This is a genomic window from Mesorhizobium sp. WSM2240 (assembly GCF_040438645.1).
Lineage (GTDB): Bacteria > Pseudomonadota > Alphaproteobacteria > Rhizobiales > Rhizobiaceae > Allomesorhizobium.
Genome location: NZ_CP159253.1, coordinates 178,098 through 193,021, shown reverse-complemented (window position 1 = coordinate 193,021; position 14,924 = coordinate 178,098). Strand labels below are relative to the sequence as shown.

The window sequence follows — 14,924 nt, the reverse complement described above, 5'->3', positions numbered from 1 at the left end:
CATTGACAATCGGCCGGCCGCCCCCGCCAAGGAGACATCAATGGTCAGCCCATCTGACTTCCTCACCATACCACTGGACGATTGGGTCAACTTCTTTGTGAAAGATTGGCTGGTGCCGAATTTCCGCCCTGCGTTCCGGGCCATGCAGTGGCCGATCACGCAGGTGCTCAATACGCTCGACGGCCTCCTGAACGCGGTCCCTATGGTCCTGTTCACCGTCCTACTCTCGTTGATCGCCTGGCGAACAGCCGGACGAGGCGTCGCCATCTTCACGCTGATCGCGCTGGTCTTCATCGACATGATCGGGCTGTGGCCGGAAACCATGACGACGCTGTCCATGGTTGTTACGGCGGTATTCTTCTGTACGGTGATCGGCATTCCATTGGGGATCGCCGCCGCAGGCAGCGACCGCTTCCAGTCGATGCTTCGCCCCGTGCTCGACATCATGCAGACCATCCCCTCCTTCGTCTATCTGGTACCGATTGTGATGCTCTTCGGAGTTGGCATGGTGCCGGGCATCATCGCGACGATCATCTTCGCGCTGCCCCCCATCATACGCTTGACCAATCTGGGCATCCGCAACGTCCGTGGCGATCTCGTGGAGGCTGCGACCGCTTTCGGGGCGACGGCATGGCAGACTCTGTGGGAGGTGCAATTCCCGCTGGCGCTTCGAACCGTGATGGCGGGTCTGAACCAGACTCTGATGCTGGCGCTGTCGATGGTCGTGATTGCAGCTCTGATCGGCGCCGGCGGCCTCGGCCTTACGGTCTACACAGGTCTTGGTCGTCTCGATGTCGGTAACGCCACGGCCGGTGGCATCGGAATCGTGCTGCTGGCGATCATCCTTGACCGCATCACCCAAGGGCTCGGGGAGAAGCGCTCCGTCCGCACCGTGTCCCTGGCGGCGACATTGAAATCCCTGTTTTCGCCGACGGCGCTCGCCTCCGGCCAAACCGAACGGGCAAGCTGATGTTTGTCGCGGCCGCTTCCCGTGCGGCCCCCGTATCCTGCAGCAAAGCAGGCAACATGAACTGAACAAGGAGACTTCCCAATGAAGAGATTACATCTCTCGCAATTCCTGATGGTCGGCGTATCGGCCGCGGCCCTTTGGGCGGCGCCGATTTCCCTCGCCACTGCACAGGAAATGCCCGGCGAAGGCACCACCGTGAATATGGCGCAAGCCACATGGGACACGGGCTGGTTCCATGCCGAGATCTACAAGCAGCTTCTGCAGAAGCTTGGATACGAAGTCGAAGGACCGACCACGCTCGACAATCCGCCCTTTTACCAGGCGGTCTCGCAAGGCGATCTCGATCTGTGGATCAACGGATGGTTCCCGCTCCACAACACCTATGAGAGCACCTTCTCGCAAGGCGCTGAAAAGGTCGGCTACGTTGCCGAAGGCGGCGCTCTGGAAGGCTATCTCGTCGACAAGGCTTCGGTGGAGAAGTTCAACATCAAGACTCTTGACGATTTCAAGCGTCCGGAGGTCAAGGAAGCCTTTGACCGTAACGATGACGGCAAGGCCGACCTGGTCGCCTGTCCGCCCGGCTGGGGTTGCGAGGTCAACATCGAGCATCACCTCGACGCCTACGGACTCCGCGACCACGTCAATCCCATCAAGGCAGGCTATGCCGCCTCTATGGCAGATGCGATCGCCGCTCATGAACAGGGTGAGCCGATCCTGTTCTACACCTGGACGCCCAACTGGACGGTCAACGAACTGGTTCCGGGCGAGGACGTGATGTGGATCGAGGTTCCAAAAGTCGACCTGCCGGAAGAAATGGCTGAACTCGAAGATGCAGCCACGCTTGCAGGCGTGAAAGGCTGCGTGGCCGATCCATGCAAGCTCGGGTTCCCGGCAAACGACATTCGCCCGGTCGCGAACTCGTCGTTCCTGGAGGAGAACCCGGCCGCCAAGGCACTGTTGGACGAAGTGAAGATCCCTCTCGACGCAATCTTTGCCCAGAACGCAAAGATGAATGCCGGCGAAGGCGACCCAGAAGACATCCAGCGGCACGCATCGGAGTGGATCGAGGCAAACAGCGAGTTGGTTGACGGTTGGCTTAAAAGCGCACGCGAAGCTGCAATGTAAATCCCTCGGAGGCGGGCAGGCTCTATCGGCCCGCCTCCGATCACGACCCTAAGTTGGACGCGTAAACGCATGAGGGCTTTCATGCCCCCTCATCATCCTGACTGTGGTAATCGGAGGTACAATTATGATTCCTAAAACAAATCGAGCCGACCTCGGCTCCGAAGACACGCTTGGTGGGCGCATGTCGTACGCTCGCGAAATTGCGGAGCTGGAGATGAGCGAAGCTGCACGACAGCTGGGCGTGATGACGGCAACCTGGAAGGCGTGGGAATGCGATCGCGACAGCCCGCGCGCCAATCGTCTCTTCATGATGGCTGGAATTCTGGGTGTGACACCTGTCTGGCTCCTGACGGGCAGAGGGCCTGGCCCCGCGACGATCCCATTATCCCAGCGTGCAGTTGGAATCTGCACTGGCCGATGCGGCAGCATCGCAGCAACGGATTCAGCAGATTGGTGAACAGTTGCGCATTCAATCACAAGCAAAAGATCCGGAGAACCTCAGGCCCCCGGCACAGTAAGCCGCTGCCGGCGGCTCCAACGAAAGAATCGCGTTTGCAAAGGGCAGCTTTGGGGGTCCATTTCATTTAAGGAACCGGCATTGGTGGCATTGAAGTCCTAATTCAGTCCTTTGAAAAGATGAGGACGATGATGCAGGAGACGCTATTCTACGCGTCGAGCCAGGAGCGACACGCACCGGCCTGATGACCTGCTTGCGCAGCACTCAAGCCCGCGAAATCCGCATTCAGCGACGGCGTGCATTCCCGCATCCAAGCAATTGGCGCGTCCAGAGGCATCGGGCGCGGGGAACAAATCGTGCCTTTATCCGTATGGCCCACAGTCATCGATCGTGAGGATGCTCAGATGCCGTCGCCAAATTTCCCGCACCCGCAATCGACAGCCGTCATAGCGGGGCACCCGATCCATGCGATGCTGGTTCCGTTTCCTATCGTCTGCTTCACGCTGGCGCTGGTGACCGACATTGCCTATTGGCAAACCTCCTATCTGATGTGGCAGGAATTTTCGGCCTGGCTGCTACTGGTGGGGCTCGCGTTCGGTGTCCTTGCCGCCGTGTTCGGCGCCGTGGATTTCCTCGCCCGCCGCGAAGTCCGCGACCAGGGGCCGGCCTGGCCGCATGCCATCGGCAACGCCATCGTGCTGGCCCTGGCTTTCGTCAACAATCTCGTCCATTCCGGTGACGGCTGGACCGCTGTGGTTCCCTACGGGCTCATCCTTTCAGCACTGACAGTACTTGTGATGTTCGTGACTGCGTGGCTCGGCGCTTCGCTTGTTCATGTCCACGGTGTGGGAGTGCGCAACTATGATTGATCGTTTCCGACTAATTCCTGCCTCCACTCTAGCCGGAGCCTGTCTTGTTGCGCTTGCCCTCACCGGCTGCACCGACGGTGGCGAGGATTTCGACGTCTCGAGCCAGATCGGTCCCGATCCGGTGCTGCCCGAGCCACGTACGGACCTCTTACCCGACCTGAAGATCGCCGAGGTGGTTGGCTGGCCGGAGGGCGAGACGCCAGCGGTACCCGATGGCCTCACCATCACTGCCTATGCCAGCGACCTCGCTCATCCGCGCACGGTGCACACGCTGCCGAACGGCGACGTGCTCGTCGTGCAATCGCGCGGGCCCTCGGGAAAGCCGCTTTCCCGCCCGAAGGACTTGATCCGCGGCTGGATCATGTCGATAGCTCAGGGCGGCGGCGGCGAGCAGAAGGAGAGTAATCTGATCACGCTTCTGCGCGACACCAACCGGGATGGACAGGTGGACGAGCGCAGGGACCTGCTGACCGGCCTTCACTCGCCTTTCGGCGTCGCGTGGTTTGACGGGACGCTCTATGTGGCAGCGGCCGACGCGATCCTGGCCTATCCCTACGAACTTGGACAAACGGAAATCGCGGCCGAGCCGACCGTGCTGACGCCGCTGCCGGGCGGGCCGATCAATCACCACTGGACCAAAGACCTCGCGATGAGCCCCGATGGCCGTTTCCTCTATGCCTCGGTGGGCTCAAACTCCAATGTCGCCGAACGCGGTCTGGAGGCTGAGAAGGGCCGCGCCGCGATCTGGCAGGTGGACCGCGAGACCGGTGCGGCGCGCATCTACGCTTCGGGCCTGCGCAACCCCAACGGCCTGACCATTCATCCCGAGACCGGCGTACTGTGGACCGTCGTAAACGAACGCGACGAGCTTGGCCCCAACCTCGTGCCGGATTATCTGACATCAGTGCAGGAGGGTGCGTTCTACGGCTGGCCTTGGAGCTATTACGCAGACCACGTAGACGAGCGCGTGCATCCTGCGCGACCGGACATGGTAGAGAAGGCGATCGCGCCCGACTACGCGCTGTCCAGCCATGTCGCGGCGCTTGGCCTGGCATTCTCCAACGGCTCCGCCTTGCCGGAGCCTTTCACGAACGGCGCCTTCATCGGCGAGCACGGCAGCTGGAACCGCAACGTCTTCAACGGCTACAAGGTGGTCTATGTGCCGTTCGCGAACGGCAGGCCGGCGGGCAAGGCGCAAGACGTGGTGACCGGCTTTATCGACGGCGACCAGGCGCGCGGCCGACCCGTCGGCGTCGCCATTGACGGAACCGGCGCGCTTCTGATCGCCGACGACGCCGGCAACACTGTCTGGCGCGTGGCGGCGGCAGACGGCTCGATCACACCGGAGCCTATCCCTTCGGACCGGATCGCGACTGGCGTCGCCGGTGAGGCGGGAACTTCGCCGGGAGTCTCGCCGCCACCCGCTGGAGCGAGCGTTGAGCCGCCGTCCGAAACGCAGGCGCCCGCGACACAGTCGCCAGACGCTCAACCGACCGCACCCGCCGGCGACACTTCGCCCCCGTCCGGCGGCGCAGAGGCGCCTACCCCATCGCAGACGGAAATCGCACCAGCGGTCCTGCCAGACCGCGCTGTACAGGAAGATCCGGCGCAGTAGAAAAAGTAGCTCAGCTACAGCCGGAGCGCTTCAGTGAGCTGGGCTGCAGTCAAGGAGGAAGGCACCTATGGCATCAGATGCGAAACGACAGCTCGTGGAATTCCTGATCGACCGAGCGTTCGATCCCGTAATGAAGGCCAAGCCGGAAGGCCGTTCCGACTCAGAAAAGAAGAAGCTCAAGGACGTTCAGGATGCCACGCGAGCAGAGATAGAGCGCTTTAAGCGCTACGGTTCGGCCAGGGATGTCGTCGAGAATTTCAAGCGTGACCTCAATTCCGATCCGGCCAAGAAAGTGCATGCCTACCTGAAGGCGCTGAACCTGCCGACACTCAACGACATCAAGGATGAGTTCGAGGCCAAGGCATCTGAACTCGGAGTCGGAGCCTCGAAATGAAACCGCAGGCGCGCGGTCGAGCGTTGCGAGCAGGCCAACTCACGTCGTGAACAAGCGCGGCGCTGCCGATGCTTCACGCCCGGGGATTCGTCTTGCCGCTTTGCTTCGCTTTCCCTGCGCGTGGCGACAAGTTGTCGTGCTGTATGATTTCACGGCGGTAATGTCTCTTCAGTATTTCCACCAGCGCCAAAGTGACGACGATCACGGCCGGTCCGAGGACAAGCCCGGAAGCGCCGAACAGGATTATGCCTCCAATAAGGCCTATCAGCGCCGGGACGGTGTGAAGTTTCAACCGGTTCCCCACCAGGACCGGGTAGAGCAGGTTGTCGATGCCGCCGACAATGACGGCGCCCCATGCCGTTAGAATCAGCGCCTTTATCCAATGGCCCTCGAAAACCAGAAACACAGCCGCCGGCACCCAGACGACGAACGCACCCAGCACAGGCACAATGGCAAGCAAGCCGATCACCACGCCCCAGAATAGCGGCAGCGGTAGGCCCAACCACCAGAACATCAATCCGCTCAGCGTTCCCTGGACGGCGGCAACGCCCAGCGTGCCGAAGATCGTTGCGTGAACAGTATCCATGAACCGGCGCGCGACCAACTCAGTCGCTGCACGCGGAAGCGGAGAAAAGTCGCCCAACGTCCGCCAGGCTCGCTGCCTGTCGCGCAGGAAATAGAAGAGCAGATAAAACGTCAGCAGTAGATTGATCAGTTGATTGACCGAGCCTCGCACCAGCGAGGTACCCTGTACAGTGAGCCATTCCGCGAGATTTGCAGCGGCTCCGGCGAAGTCCAATCGCTCCTCGAGCCATTCCACGCTTGTTGCCAATCGTGGATACGCAGCGATTGCATCACGCCATTCTGCGCCGCGAAGCTGCCTTTCCAGGTAAACGGCGCCTTCCACCGCTTCGACCACGAGTTTCTGCGCCACATAGAGCACGGGGACGACCACCGCGATCGCAGCCACGATGACGGATATTGTAGCCGCTAGATGGGCATTTCCGGTGCGCGCCTCGATCCGGCGGTGCATCGGCAAGAGCATTATGCTCAAAACCAGCGCCCAAGTCAGTGAAGGCAGGAAGGGGAGCGCCAACAGATAACACAGATAAAGCCCCAGTGCCGTCGCCGCCGCCAGGATCAGTACCCTGAGCCTGCCCTCTGTCAGCGCCCAATCTCGCATCGTCAGGTGCCTCCATGAATGGCCAACGAACTGGCAGGAGTTCGAGCGTTTCGTCAGGCCACGGCAAAGCCGAACGAATGTCATGGCGTTTTGTTCAACTTGCCGCGGCGGGGTACCCGGCGGCTGATGCCGATCGGCGACTGGGTGCTGTGTCGCTTCGGGCAAATCTAGCCGGCTCGTTCAAACCCGTCGCGAGCAAGCAGAAAGAAGAAGGGCTGCGGCATGAACCGCAGATCCATGATGCCAAGAACGCGATCGTCGTCGATCCTGCGAAGGTAATCGATGATAGGCTGACGATCGTAGACGATGGCGGCGCTGGTTACTCCTCGATGCTCGATCTTTCGCAGCCGCGCGGTGGGACCACCGGATCGCAGAAGATAACGCGACACCGCGAAAAGTTTTCGCGCGGCGCGGCTGCGGGCGAGCATCGGCCCGCGCAACACCCAATGGAGCGGAACTCGTGCCGGATCGATGGAGAATATGTCACCGCTCCTGCCGAGAAAGAGCAGCGGATGGACGATCTCGGGCGTCTCAAAAGACTTGCCGTACCAATTCAACCATTCAAGCAGGCCGTCGAGCGGATGTCCGGTGTGAAGGCCTGTTCCACGCCATCTGCCGGTCATCTGGTCAGGATCGACAGAACCAAGGCCGTCAAAACGGAACAGTCCCTGATCGGTCGGTAGTGGGGATTCCCGCCAACGAGACAGCCATTCCGGTTCCTGAAGGGAACCGCCAATAGCTGCGGTGTTCATCGCTTGTGGCCCTCTTCAGCCTTCCGTTGAGCTTGGGCGGACCATCCGGAAGACGTCGCGCCCGACGGATTTTCACGGTCGCGCCTCCAACCAGCGGTTCACCCGCGGTGACCTGCGGCTTTGCGCAAAGCAGCGCCCAGTTCCCGTGTTTCGAGCGGCGAAACCGCCGGCCCGCTGATGACCTGTCCTTGCCTGTCGAAGCGCGATCCGTGGCAGGGGCAATCCCAGGTCCGGTCCACCTCATTCCAGCCGACGATGCAACCGAGATGGGTGCACACGGCTGACAGAGCGCTGACTACGCCTTGATCGTCCTTAACGACGGCAAGCTGTTCGCCGTCGATTTCGACGATACCGCCCTGCCCGGCTGCTATGCTCTCGATCTCTTGCACCCGCTGCTTGAACAAGCGGTCCCCGACCAGCCTTATCCCGGTCTTGACGTTCTCTGAGACGAATGTAGGCCCGCCGCTCACCGGCCGCAGGCGAGTGGCATCGAATATTTCGGCGGCTTCGTTCGCCCGTTCGAGGTCGGCGATGATCCCGGCGGCCACGGTGGCCTGCGTGACGCCCCAGGCGTCGAACCCCACCGCCACGAAGAAATGCGGTTTTGCGGAACTTGCGCGCCCGACGAACGGAAGATCATCCATCGGTCGGAAATCCTCGTTGATCCAGGAATGGGAGAGGCTCTCAACCCCGAACGTCGACTTGAGGAAGGCCTGCAGGTCGCTGACCATCGCAAGCTCGTCCTCGGTCACGCCGGTCCTGAACTCGCCGCCCACAGCGATCAGGTAGCTCTTCCCGTCCCTTTCGGCGCTTCTCAATGAATGCGTCGGCGACCCCACACTGATGAACATGCCATCCAGTACATGGCCAGCCGGCATAGGAGCCGCCACGATCGGGTGAGCGAAGGGAAAGGCCTTGGCGTAGAAGTGGCCGTCGTGAACGATCGGCATCTGCGTTGCGACGATCACGCGGTCTGCGGTGACCGAGCCGCCGTCCGTCTTTACAATGCACGGTTCGCCGTGTTCGACATCCGTTACCCGACTCTTTTCGAATAGCATTGCTTCGCGGGACACTACCTCGGCAAGGCCCAGCAGATAGCGATAAGGATCGAATTGCGCCTGACCATCGAAGCGCACGGCGCCTGTGACCGGGAACGGCAGATCCACCTCGGTCACGAACGAAGCCGGCAAGCCGAGGCTGGAAGCCGCTTCCGCTTCTTTCCTCAGCGACGCGGCTTCGTCTTCCGTCTCGCCATAGACGAATGCGGCCATCTGCTTCAGTCCGCAATCGAGTTGCAGGGTCTCCACCAGCGTGCGGATCTTCTCAACCGCATGCTCATTGGCTTGGGCATAAATGCGAGCGTCGTCCCGCCCGATGTCCCGGATCAGGCGATCATAGCGCTGGCCGTGCTGAGAGGTGACCTTGGCGGTCGACCTGCCGGTCGCCTGTCGGCCGATCTGGCGCGCCTCGAGCACAGCTACGCTCTTGCCCGATCCGGCCAGCAGATGCGCCGCCGTCAGCCCGACAATCCCGCCGCCGACAATCGCGACGTCCACTGAGATGCTGTCCGCGAGCGGCGGATAGGTTTTTGCATTCTCGTCTGATGGAAACCAGAACGGCCGGTTGTTTTCGGGGCGTTTCATTCGCCTGCTCCTATTCGAGGCATGCCTTGCGCCAAGCGCCGTGGGCGCCGAGCATCGAAAAGAGGTCCTCGGCTGAAGATGTCCCCGGTTGATCGCCGGAGTTCGTGGAGGCTCGCAGCGAGGCTGGCGCCCCACACAAGATGTGCCCCAAGCATCAGGAGATTGCGCGCTGCCGGGTGCTCTGTGGCGGGCGAGAGTATCCGTGCAAGAGGAATCCATCCGAGATAGCTCAGCGCCCAGATCAGGACGCCATAGCTGCCACCGCTGATCATCCGCCGCGGCAGCAGAGCATAGACACTCCCTGCGATGGCGCCGTAACCGAAATGGGCCGTGACGGTTGCGGTGCGCAGCCCGCGTTCGCCAGTTCCGGCAACATCCACCCGCTGAACGATTTCGCGCGGCGGCAGAGGGTAATCGTGACCATCAGGAAGGATCCTGAACAGCCGGCGCATGGCTGCCGTCATCGCCAAAGTGGCCGATATGCCCGCTAGTGCTCCAAATATGATGTTGCGCATGCGTTCCGCCTTCAAGGCCCGCAGTTTACCCGACCCCAATGGCGGCAGCGGCCGAATGTTCCCGAACATGCCGGGCTACGGCGACGATGTTTGAGCCAATCGCCGCCGTATTCAGATAGGATACGATCAGGCGAACGTTTCCGCGTTCGGGCTTGGCCGTCGATCTGCAGCTTGGTCGGAGCAGGCATGATATGCCCGTATTGCTCTCTGAATGAGCTTGGATGCGGGCTAGTGCTAGAAGGCCTATTCCAGGCGCCGATGATCCCTACTTCGTATGCTTGTCACCCATGCCGGGCGCGAGGTTCAGAAACTCCATCGGGAAGGGGAAGACGATCGTCGAGTTCTTCTCGCCCGCTATCACGTTTAGCGTACTCAGATAGCGGAGTTGCATGGCTTCCGGCTGCTTTGCCAGGATTTCGGCAGCCTCAAACAGCTTCTGCGCAGCCTGCTGTTCGCCCTCGGCATTGATGATCTTGGCGCGCCGCTCTCGCTCTGCTTCGGCCTGGCGGGCAATGGCTCTGATCATGGATTCGTCGATATCCGATGCGAAATCCACGCCAGCCGGACGATCAACAGCGTGAGCGCCAAGCTGGAGACCGCGACGCCGCCGACAACTGGCCAGGACAGCTGTAATCCGGGTATGTCGGTGTCGAAGAGGATGGTGGCTCCCAGCACCAGCGCGACGGTGCCGCCTATGCCGAGGATGCCAAAGGATGGCGCGAAGGCTTCCGCGACGATAAGGCCGACGCCCAGCACAACCAGGCCGGCTCCGGCAAAGCTGACCGGAAGCACCGCGAGCGCGTATAGACCGACCAGCAGGCTGATGCCACCGATCGTTCCGGGCACCATTGCGCCGGGATTGAGAAACTCGAAGATCAGTCCGTAGAGGCCGATCATAAGGAAGATCAGCGCCACATTCGGGTTCGTGATGACGGCGAGAAGCCGAGTGCGCCAGTCCGGCTCCATCTCCCCGACGGCGAGGTCGGCAGTGTCTAGCGTGACGGTCGTCTGGCCGACCCGCACAGTGCGACCGTTCGCCTTGGCAAGAAGGTCGTCCACTGTGGCGGCGGTAAAGTCGATGACGTTCTCGCGTGCCGCGGCTGTCGACGAAAGGCTGGCGGCCTTGCGCACCGCCTTTTCCGCCCAATCGGCATTGCGCCCGCGCAACTCCGCCAGGCTGCGTATATAAGCCACGGCGTCATTGATTGCCTTTGCCTCGGCTGAGTTGCGCGGGGACTGCCGCTCCCCCGCCGGTTGGTCCTCCTCACGGTCGCGACTTTCGTCCGGCTGCTCCTGGTCAGCCTCTTCATCGCCGCCGAACGCCAATCCGCCGCCACCGATCTCGATCGGAGTCGCGGCGCCAAGGTTCGTGCCGGGAGCCATCGCGGCGATGTGGCTCGCATAAAGGATATAGGCGCCGGCGCTGGCGGCCCGCGCGCCGCTCGGCGCGACGAAGCTCGCGACGGGAACGGGAGAGGAAAGGATAGCGCGGATGATGTGGCGCATCGAAGTGTCCAGACCACCGGGCGTGTCCATCTGGAGCACGACCAATTCCGCTCGCCTCTCCTCAGCCTGCTGGAGACCGCGCGTCACGTAATCGGCAGCCGCTGGACTGACGGCGCCCTCCAGCTTCAGCACAACAGCCACGCCTCTGTTTTCCGAAGAATGCGAAATAACCAAGCCGAAAAGGCCGGCCAACACCATCAGCATCAGCGCAAAGGCCCGTGCACAGCGCTGAACGCTGGCAAGAATCACGCCCTGTCGTCGGACACCCATCTGGAACGATATAGGTCTAAGGCCGGAAGCGAACAGGCAGGCTAACGGGGCAAGCAACCCGCAGCCAATCTCAGTGCCTGTGCCGCATGACATCCATGCCGGAAACCGAACGGGCAACCTTTGCCTTTGAAACCTTCGGGGCTGCGCCGGCGTTACCTGCATACGGCCGGAGAAAAGTATCGATGAGGTGATGCAATGGCAAACAATCGAGGCGATCCTGACAGGTTCGCGCGCGAATCGTTCACCTTCCGCCGCATGAGGTCATGGCAGATCTGGAGCCTTCTGATCGTCATCGCGTTGCTGGTGATCGGCCTTTTGTTCTGGGCGTAATCGGAACTGACGCTCAAGCTCGTGGTCTGCTCTTAGCAATATGTAACCGAAGCGTCTGACTCCCGGGCCGAACACCATCGAAAGGTGCGGGCCGGCCCCGACCGGGCGCTCGCCACAGCCGTGTCGGCGCGGTGGCCGGCGCACCTTAGATTTGTTCTCAAGCCGCTACAGCGGCCCACCGCGGCTTTCTACCGCGTTCTCCGTGCTATGGTGCGGCGGCATGAACGAATGATCGCATCGGCGCGTACTCACGAAAGGATGCACAAACTCCCGCATATCCGGCTCTGGACCCTTGCGGAGGCCGATCCCTCAACCTGTCAACGGCTGACGAACAAGTAAGGCGGCCGTGGTGGGTTTGGCGCGATCCGCAAACCAACAAGCTGCCGGAACACCTGCGGCATATACGAGTTGCTCCACGAGAGAGCCCCAGGAAAGGAACTGGTGGCCTTGATCGAGCACAATAAAGCCGACCCACACCGCGCCGCGGCTTTCCGTCCGAAGGAGGAACGATTGCCGAAGCAAAAAGACACCGTACTAATCACGGGCGGCAGCGGATTTCTTGGCCGCGCACTTGTTGCGAAGCTTCGCGACCGGTTCGACGTCGTCTCGCTCGATCTCAAGGCAGCAAAGGCCGGTCCAGAGCCGAACTTGTTCGTCGAGATCGACCTCACTTCGAAGGAAAGCGTCAAGGCGGCGCTCGAACGCGTGCGCAAGCATGCCGGGGACCGCATTGCATCCGTCATTCATCTGGCCGCCTATTTCGACCTCACGGGAGAATCGAACCCGAAATATGAGGAGATTACGCTGCGCGGTACCGAACACCTCCTCCAGGCTCTCGGGAGCTTCGAGGTCGAGCAGTTCGTATTCGCCAGCACCATGCTGGTGCATCGGGCCGCCAAGCCCGGCGAAAGGATCGACGAGGACCAGCCTCTCGACCCGAAACTGCCCTACCGCGCATCCAAGGTCCAAACCGAAAGGCTGATCGCGAAACGGCACGGGAGCATGCCCGTCGTATCTTCGTCCTGCCGGCGTTTATGACGATCGGAGCAGCAACCCATTCCTGGCCAATCAGATCGCCCGGATTTACGAGCGAAGCCCTAAAGGGCGAGTCTATCCGGGCAACCTCGAGACGGGGCAGTCCTTCCTGCATGTCGAGGACTTCGCGGATGCAATCCTGCGGCTGATCGAGCGGCGCAAGGAGCTTCCACCCGAGTTGCCGCTCCTGCTTGGAGAACCTGAAGCACTCGGGTACGGGGAGATGCAGCGCCAGATCGGCCAGATCATCCATGGCGAGCCTTGGGAGACCTGGTACGTTCCGAAAGCGCTCGCAAGGACCGGCGCCTGGATCGAAGAGGAAGTGCTCGACGAGGACTCCTTCATCAAACCATGGATGGTCGACATAGCCGACGACCACTATGCGCTCGACATCACCCGCGCCAGAACGGTACTCGATTGGAAACCGAAACGCTCCCTGCGCGAGACGCTGCCCAAAATGATCGAGGCGCTCAAAGCGGATCCGGTCGGGTGGTACCGGGTGAACAAGCTCAACGTGTCCACGGTGGCAGGCCGAGAAGAGGCCACCGGAGGCTCTGGGATGCATGACGCCCACGGGAAGAAGGCGATGCAGGAGCATATGGCACGGATGGCAAAAATGCGCCTGCACATGTTGTGGGTGCATTTGCTTGTCATCGCGCTCGGCGTCTGGCTGCTAACCAGTCCATTCCAGCTCGCACTGTTCAATCCGGAGATCGCCGGCAATGTAGCGCGCGATGTTACCCAGGAGCGCGGCCTGTGGGCGCCGGAACTGCGCAATGCCATCACCGGCTGGAACGAGATCGCGTGCGGGCTTCTCCTGATCCTGTTCGGCTCGCTCGCTCTCAAGCCGAAATTCAATTGGGCGCAGTGGGGCACGACGGTCGTCGGCCTGTGGCTGCTCTTCGCACCGCTCTTCTTCTGGACCCCGAGCGCGGCGGCCTATGCCAACGACACCATCATCGGTGCGCTTGCAATCGCCTTTTCGGTGCTCGTACCCATGATGCCCGGCATGAGTCATGAAGGCATGATGGACGAAAGCGAGATTCCGCCGGGCTGGACCTACTCGCCTTCGTCCTGGCTGCAGCGCCTGCCGATCATCGCGCTCGGCCTCTTCGGTTTCTTCATCGCCCGCTACCTCGCCGCCTACCAGCTCGGCCATATCGGCCACGTCTGGGAGCCATTCTTCTCCGGTGGCGGCACGAAGAACGGCACGGAATTCATCATCACCTCCGACGTGTCGCGCGCCTGGCCGATCGCCGACGCCGGGCTCGGAGCCACGAGCTATATGATCGAGGTGCTGATGGGGGCGATGGGCTCCTCGAAACGCTGGCGCACCATGCCATGGATGGTGACATTCTTCTTCATCCTCGTGGTGCCGCTCGGCGGAGTTTCGATCTTCTTCATCATCATCCAGCCGATCATGATCGGCACCTACTGCACGCTTTGCCTGATCGCCGCCTTCGCCATGCTGGTGATGATCCCCCTGACCGTGGACGAGGTGGTGGCCATGGGCCAATACATGCTCCGCAGCCATCGCGCCGGACGGCCGCTGATCCGCACCTTCCTGCAGGGCGGACCTGATGCCGGAGGCAAGCCCGACGATCGCGCCAGCCTCGACGAACCGCTGCGCAAGCAGGCCGAAGCGGCCGTCTGGGGCGTCACCCTTCCCTGGACATTGATCGCGAGTTCCGTCCTCGGCGCATGGCTCATGTTCTCCCGCCTTGTATTCGGCGCGGAAGGCGCCGTCGCCGACAGCGATCACCTCGTCGGCGCAATGATCATAACTGTCGCGGTGATCGCCATGGCAGAGGTCGCCCGGCCGCTGCGGTTCCTGAACGTCCTGCTCGGGCTGTGGCTGATCGCGACGCCGTGGATGCTTTCCGGCGCGACTGCCGGGGCGGCCTGGAATGACGTGATCTGCGGACTTCTCGTGATCGCGCTAAGCCTGCCGCGCGGAACGCGGAGCAATGAACGCTATGGAAGCTGGGACCGCTACGTCTTTTGATTGGTGCTCAACGGGGCGTTCGCATGCTCAACGGGGCGTTCGCAAATGCAAGAAGGCACTGTTGAGAAACCGACGTTCCGTTGGCAGCTGTCTTTAAGCCCGGCTGAACTTCCGTCTCCGCGGCGACTGGCACCGGGATTGGCGAGAGCGCGAGCGTGGTGATAACCGGCGCTATTCCTATCGCATTCCCATGGGCATTTACCTCCGCCAGAAAGCTGTGGCGGGTGGTTTTACGACCGCTCGGCTGGCCAGCAG

14 protein-coding genes and 2 pseudogenes are annotated in these 14,924 nt (G+C 61.7%); 10 read left to right on the top strand and 6 right to left on the bottom strand.

The genetic code is table 11. The features are described 5' to 3' along the window. Positions 1-40 precede the first annotated feature (40 nt). The 5 genes from ABVK50_RS00960 (at position 41) to ABVK50_RS00940 (ending at position 5,430) form a co-directional block, all read left to right on the top strand. Complete coding sequence (locus ABVK50_RS00960; protein ID WP_353643224.1) at positions 41-970, top strand: proline/glycine betaine ABC transporter permease; 930 nt, start codon at positions 41-43, stop codon at positions 968-970. Between the two features lie 81 nt (positions 971-1,051). Further along, positions 1,052-2,095, top strand: coding sequence for a glycine betaine/L-proline ABC transporter substrate-binding protein ProX (gene proX, locus ABVK50_RS00955; protein ID WP_353643225.1), 1,044 nt, complete (start codon positions 1,052-1,054; stop codon positions 2,093-2,095). An 861-nt stretch (positions 2,096-2,956) separates the two neighbouring features. Next, on the top strand, positions 2,957-3,421 hold the full coding sequence (locus ABVK50_RS00950; protein WP_353643226.1) for a DUF2231 domain-containing protein: 465 nt from the start codon (positions 2,957-2,959) through the stop codon (positions 3,419-3,421). Then, the gene (locus ABVK50_RS00945; protein ID WP_353643227.1) at positions 3,414-5,036 is read left to right on the top strand and encodes a PQQ-dependent sugar dehydrogenase; all 1,623 of its coding nucleotides are present in this window, start codon (positions 3,414-3,416) and stop codon (positions 5,034-5,036) included. The genes ABVK50_RS00950 and ABVK50_RS00945 overlap by 8 nt, the downstream gene beginning before the upstream one ends. Before the next feature lie 67 nt (positions 5,037-5,103). After that, positions 5,104-5,430: a hypothetical protein gene (locus ABVK50_RS00940; RefSeq protein WP_353643228.1), complete on the top strand. Its 327-nt coding sequence runs from the start codon at positions 5,104-5,106 to the stop codon at positions 5,428-5,430. Between the two features lie 73 nt (positions 5,431-5,503). Here ABVK50_RS00940 and ABVK50_RS00935 read toward each other — a convergent pair whose 3' ends face one another. Next, positions 5,504-6,613: an AI-2E family transporter gene (locus ABVK50_RS00935; RefSeq protein ID WP_353643229.1), complete on the bottom strand. Its 1,110-nt coding sequence runs from the start codon at positions 6,611-6,613 to the stop codon at positions 5,504-5,506. A gap of 18 nt (positions 6,614-6,631) precedes the next feature. On the opposite strand from ABVK50_RS00935, the gene ABVK50_RS00930 reads away from it, so the two are divergent. Next, on the top strand, positions 6,632-6,784 hold the full coding sequence (locus ABVK50_RS00930) for a hypothetical protein (RefSeq protein ID WP_353643230.1): 153 nt from the start codon (positions 6,632-6,634) through the stop codon (positions 6,782-6,784). Here ABVK50_RS00930 and ABVK50_RS00925 read toward each other — a convergent pair. The 3 genes from ABVK50_RS00925 to ABVK50_RS00915 all read right to left on the bottom strand — a co-directional run bounded on the left by ABVK50_RS00925 (position 6,781) and on the right by ABVK50_RS00915 (position 9,460). Next, the gene (locus ABVK50_RS00925; protein ID WP_353646990.1) at positions 6,781-7,236 is read right to left on the bottom strand and encodes a DUF4334 domain-containing protein; all 456 of its coding nucleotides are present in this window, start codon (positions 7,234-7,236) and stop codon (positions 6,781-6,783) included. The two genes, ABVK50_RS00930 and ABVK50_RS00925, sit on opposite strands and share 4 nt — an antisense overlap. Positions 7,237-7,463: 227 nt before the next feature. Further along, on the bottom strand, positions 7,464-9,008 hold the full coding sequence (locus ABVK50_RS00920) for an FAD-dependent oxidoreductase (protein WP_353643232.1): 1,545 nt from the start codon (positions 9,006-9,008) through the stop codon (positions 7,464-7,466). Further along, positions 9,005-9,460 (bottom strand): hypothetical protein, encoded by a 456-nt coding sequence (locus ABVK50_RS00915; RefSeq protein ID WP_353643233.1) that lies wholly within the window; start codon positions 9,458-9,460, stop codon positions 9,005-9,007. Before ABVK50_RS00915 ends, ABVK50_RS00920 begins: the two co-directional genes overlap by 4 nt. Between ABVK50_RS00915 and ABVK50_RS00910 the strand changes: the two genes are divergently transcribed. Beyond that, positions 9,459-9,617 (top strand): hypothetical protein, encoded by a 159-nt coding sequence (locus tag ABVK50_RS00910; RefSeq protein ID WP_353643234.1) that lies wholly within the window; start codon positions 9,459-9,461, stop codon positions 9,615-9,617. The genes ABVK50_RS00915 and ABVK50_RS00910 overlap by 2 nt on opposite strands. A gap of 171 nt (positions 9,618-9,788) precedes the next feature. On the opposite strand, the pseudogene ABVK50_RS00905 reads toward ABVK50_RS00910, so the two are convergent. Next, positions 9,789-10,064 (bottom strand): annotated as a pseudogene (locus ABVK50_RS00905) (slipin family protein); the annotation flags it as partial. Then, positions 10,064-11,227 (bottom strand): annotated as a pseudogene (locus ABVK50_RS00900) (nodulation protein NfeD); the annotation flags it as partial. The pseudogenes ABVK50_RS00900 and ABVK50_RS00905, both read right to left, overlap by 1 nt. 267 nt (positions 11,228-11,494) lie before the next feature. Between ABVK50_RS00900 and ABVK50_RS00895 the strand changes: the two are divergent. From ABVK50_RS00895 to ABVK50_RS00885, 3 genes are all read left to right on the top strand, one after another. Then, complete coding sequence (locus ABVK50_RS00895; protein ID WP_353643235.1) at positions 11,495-11,629, top strand: hypothetical protein; 135 nt, start codon at positions 11,495-11,497, stop codon at positions 11,627-11,629. Positions 11,630-12,139: 510 nt separating this feature from the next. Further along, positions 12,140-12,667 (top strand): NAD(P)-dependent oxidoreductase, encoded by a 528-nt coding sequence (locus ABVK50_RS00890; protein WP_353643236.1) that lies wholly within the window; start codon positions 12,140-12,142, stop codon positions 12,665-12,667. A gap of 175 nt (positions 12,668-12,842) precedes the next feature. After that, entirely contained in the window at positions 12,843-14,669 is a 1,827-nt protein-coding gene (locus tag ABVK50_RS00885; RefSeq protein WP_353646989.1) for a vitamin K epoxide reductase family protein, read from the top strand. Positions 14,670-14,924: the final 255 nt, after the last annotated feature.

Bases quoted from the DNA above. Each gene is read 5' to 3' on its own strand.
- ABVK50_RS00915 (WP_353643233.1), bottom strand. From the start codon at position 9,460: ATGCGCCGGCTGTTCAGGATCCTTCCTGATGGTCACGATTACCCTCTG.
- ABVK50_RS00920 (WP_353643232.1), bottom strand. From the start codon at position 9,008: ATGAAACGCCCCGAAAACAACCGGCCGTTCTGGTTTCCATCAGACGAG.
- ABVK50_RS00925 (WP_353646990.1), bottom strand. From the start codon at position 7,236: ATGACCGGCAGATGGCGTGGAACAGGCCTTCACACCGGACATCCGCTC.
- ABVK50_RS00940 (WP_353643228.1), top strand. From the start codon at position 5,104: ATGGCATCAGATGCGAAACGACAGCTCGTGGAATTCCTGATCGACCGA.
- ABVK50_RS00930 (WP_353643230.1), top strand. From the start codon at position 6,632: ATGGCCAACGAACTGGCAGGAGTTCGAGCGTTTCGTCAGGCCACGGCA.
- ABVK50_RS00950 (WP_353643226.1), top strand. From the start codon at position 2,957: ATGCCGTCGCCAAATTTCCCGCACCCGCAATCGACAGCCGTCATAGCG.
- ABVK50_RS00960 (WP_353643224.1), top strand. From the start codon at position 41: ATGGTCAGCCCATCTGACTTCCTCACCATACCACTGGACGATTGGGTC.
- ABVK50_RS00935 (WP_353643229.1), bottom strand. From the start codon at position 6,613: ATGCGAGATTGGGCGCTGACAGAGGGCAGGCTCAGGGTACTGATCCTG.
- ABVK50_RS00895 (WP_353643235.1), top strand. From the start codon at position 11,495: ATGGCAAACAATCGAGGCGATCCTGACAGGTTCGCGCGCGAATCGTTC.
- ABVK50_RS00945 (WP_353643227.1), top strand. From the start codon at position 3,414: ATGATTGATCGTTTCCGACTAATTCCTGCCTCCACTCTAGCCGGAGCC.
- proX (WP_353643225.1), top strand. From the start codon at position 1,052: ATGAAGAGATTACATCTCTCGCAATTCCTGATGGTCGGCGTATCGGCC.
- ABVK50_RS00910 (WP_353643234.1), top strand. From the start codon at position 9,459: ATGGCTGCCGTCATCGCCAAAGTGGCCGATATGCCCGCTAGTGCTCCA.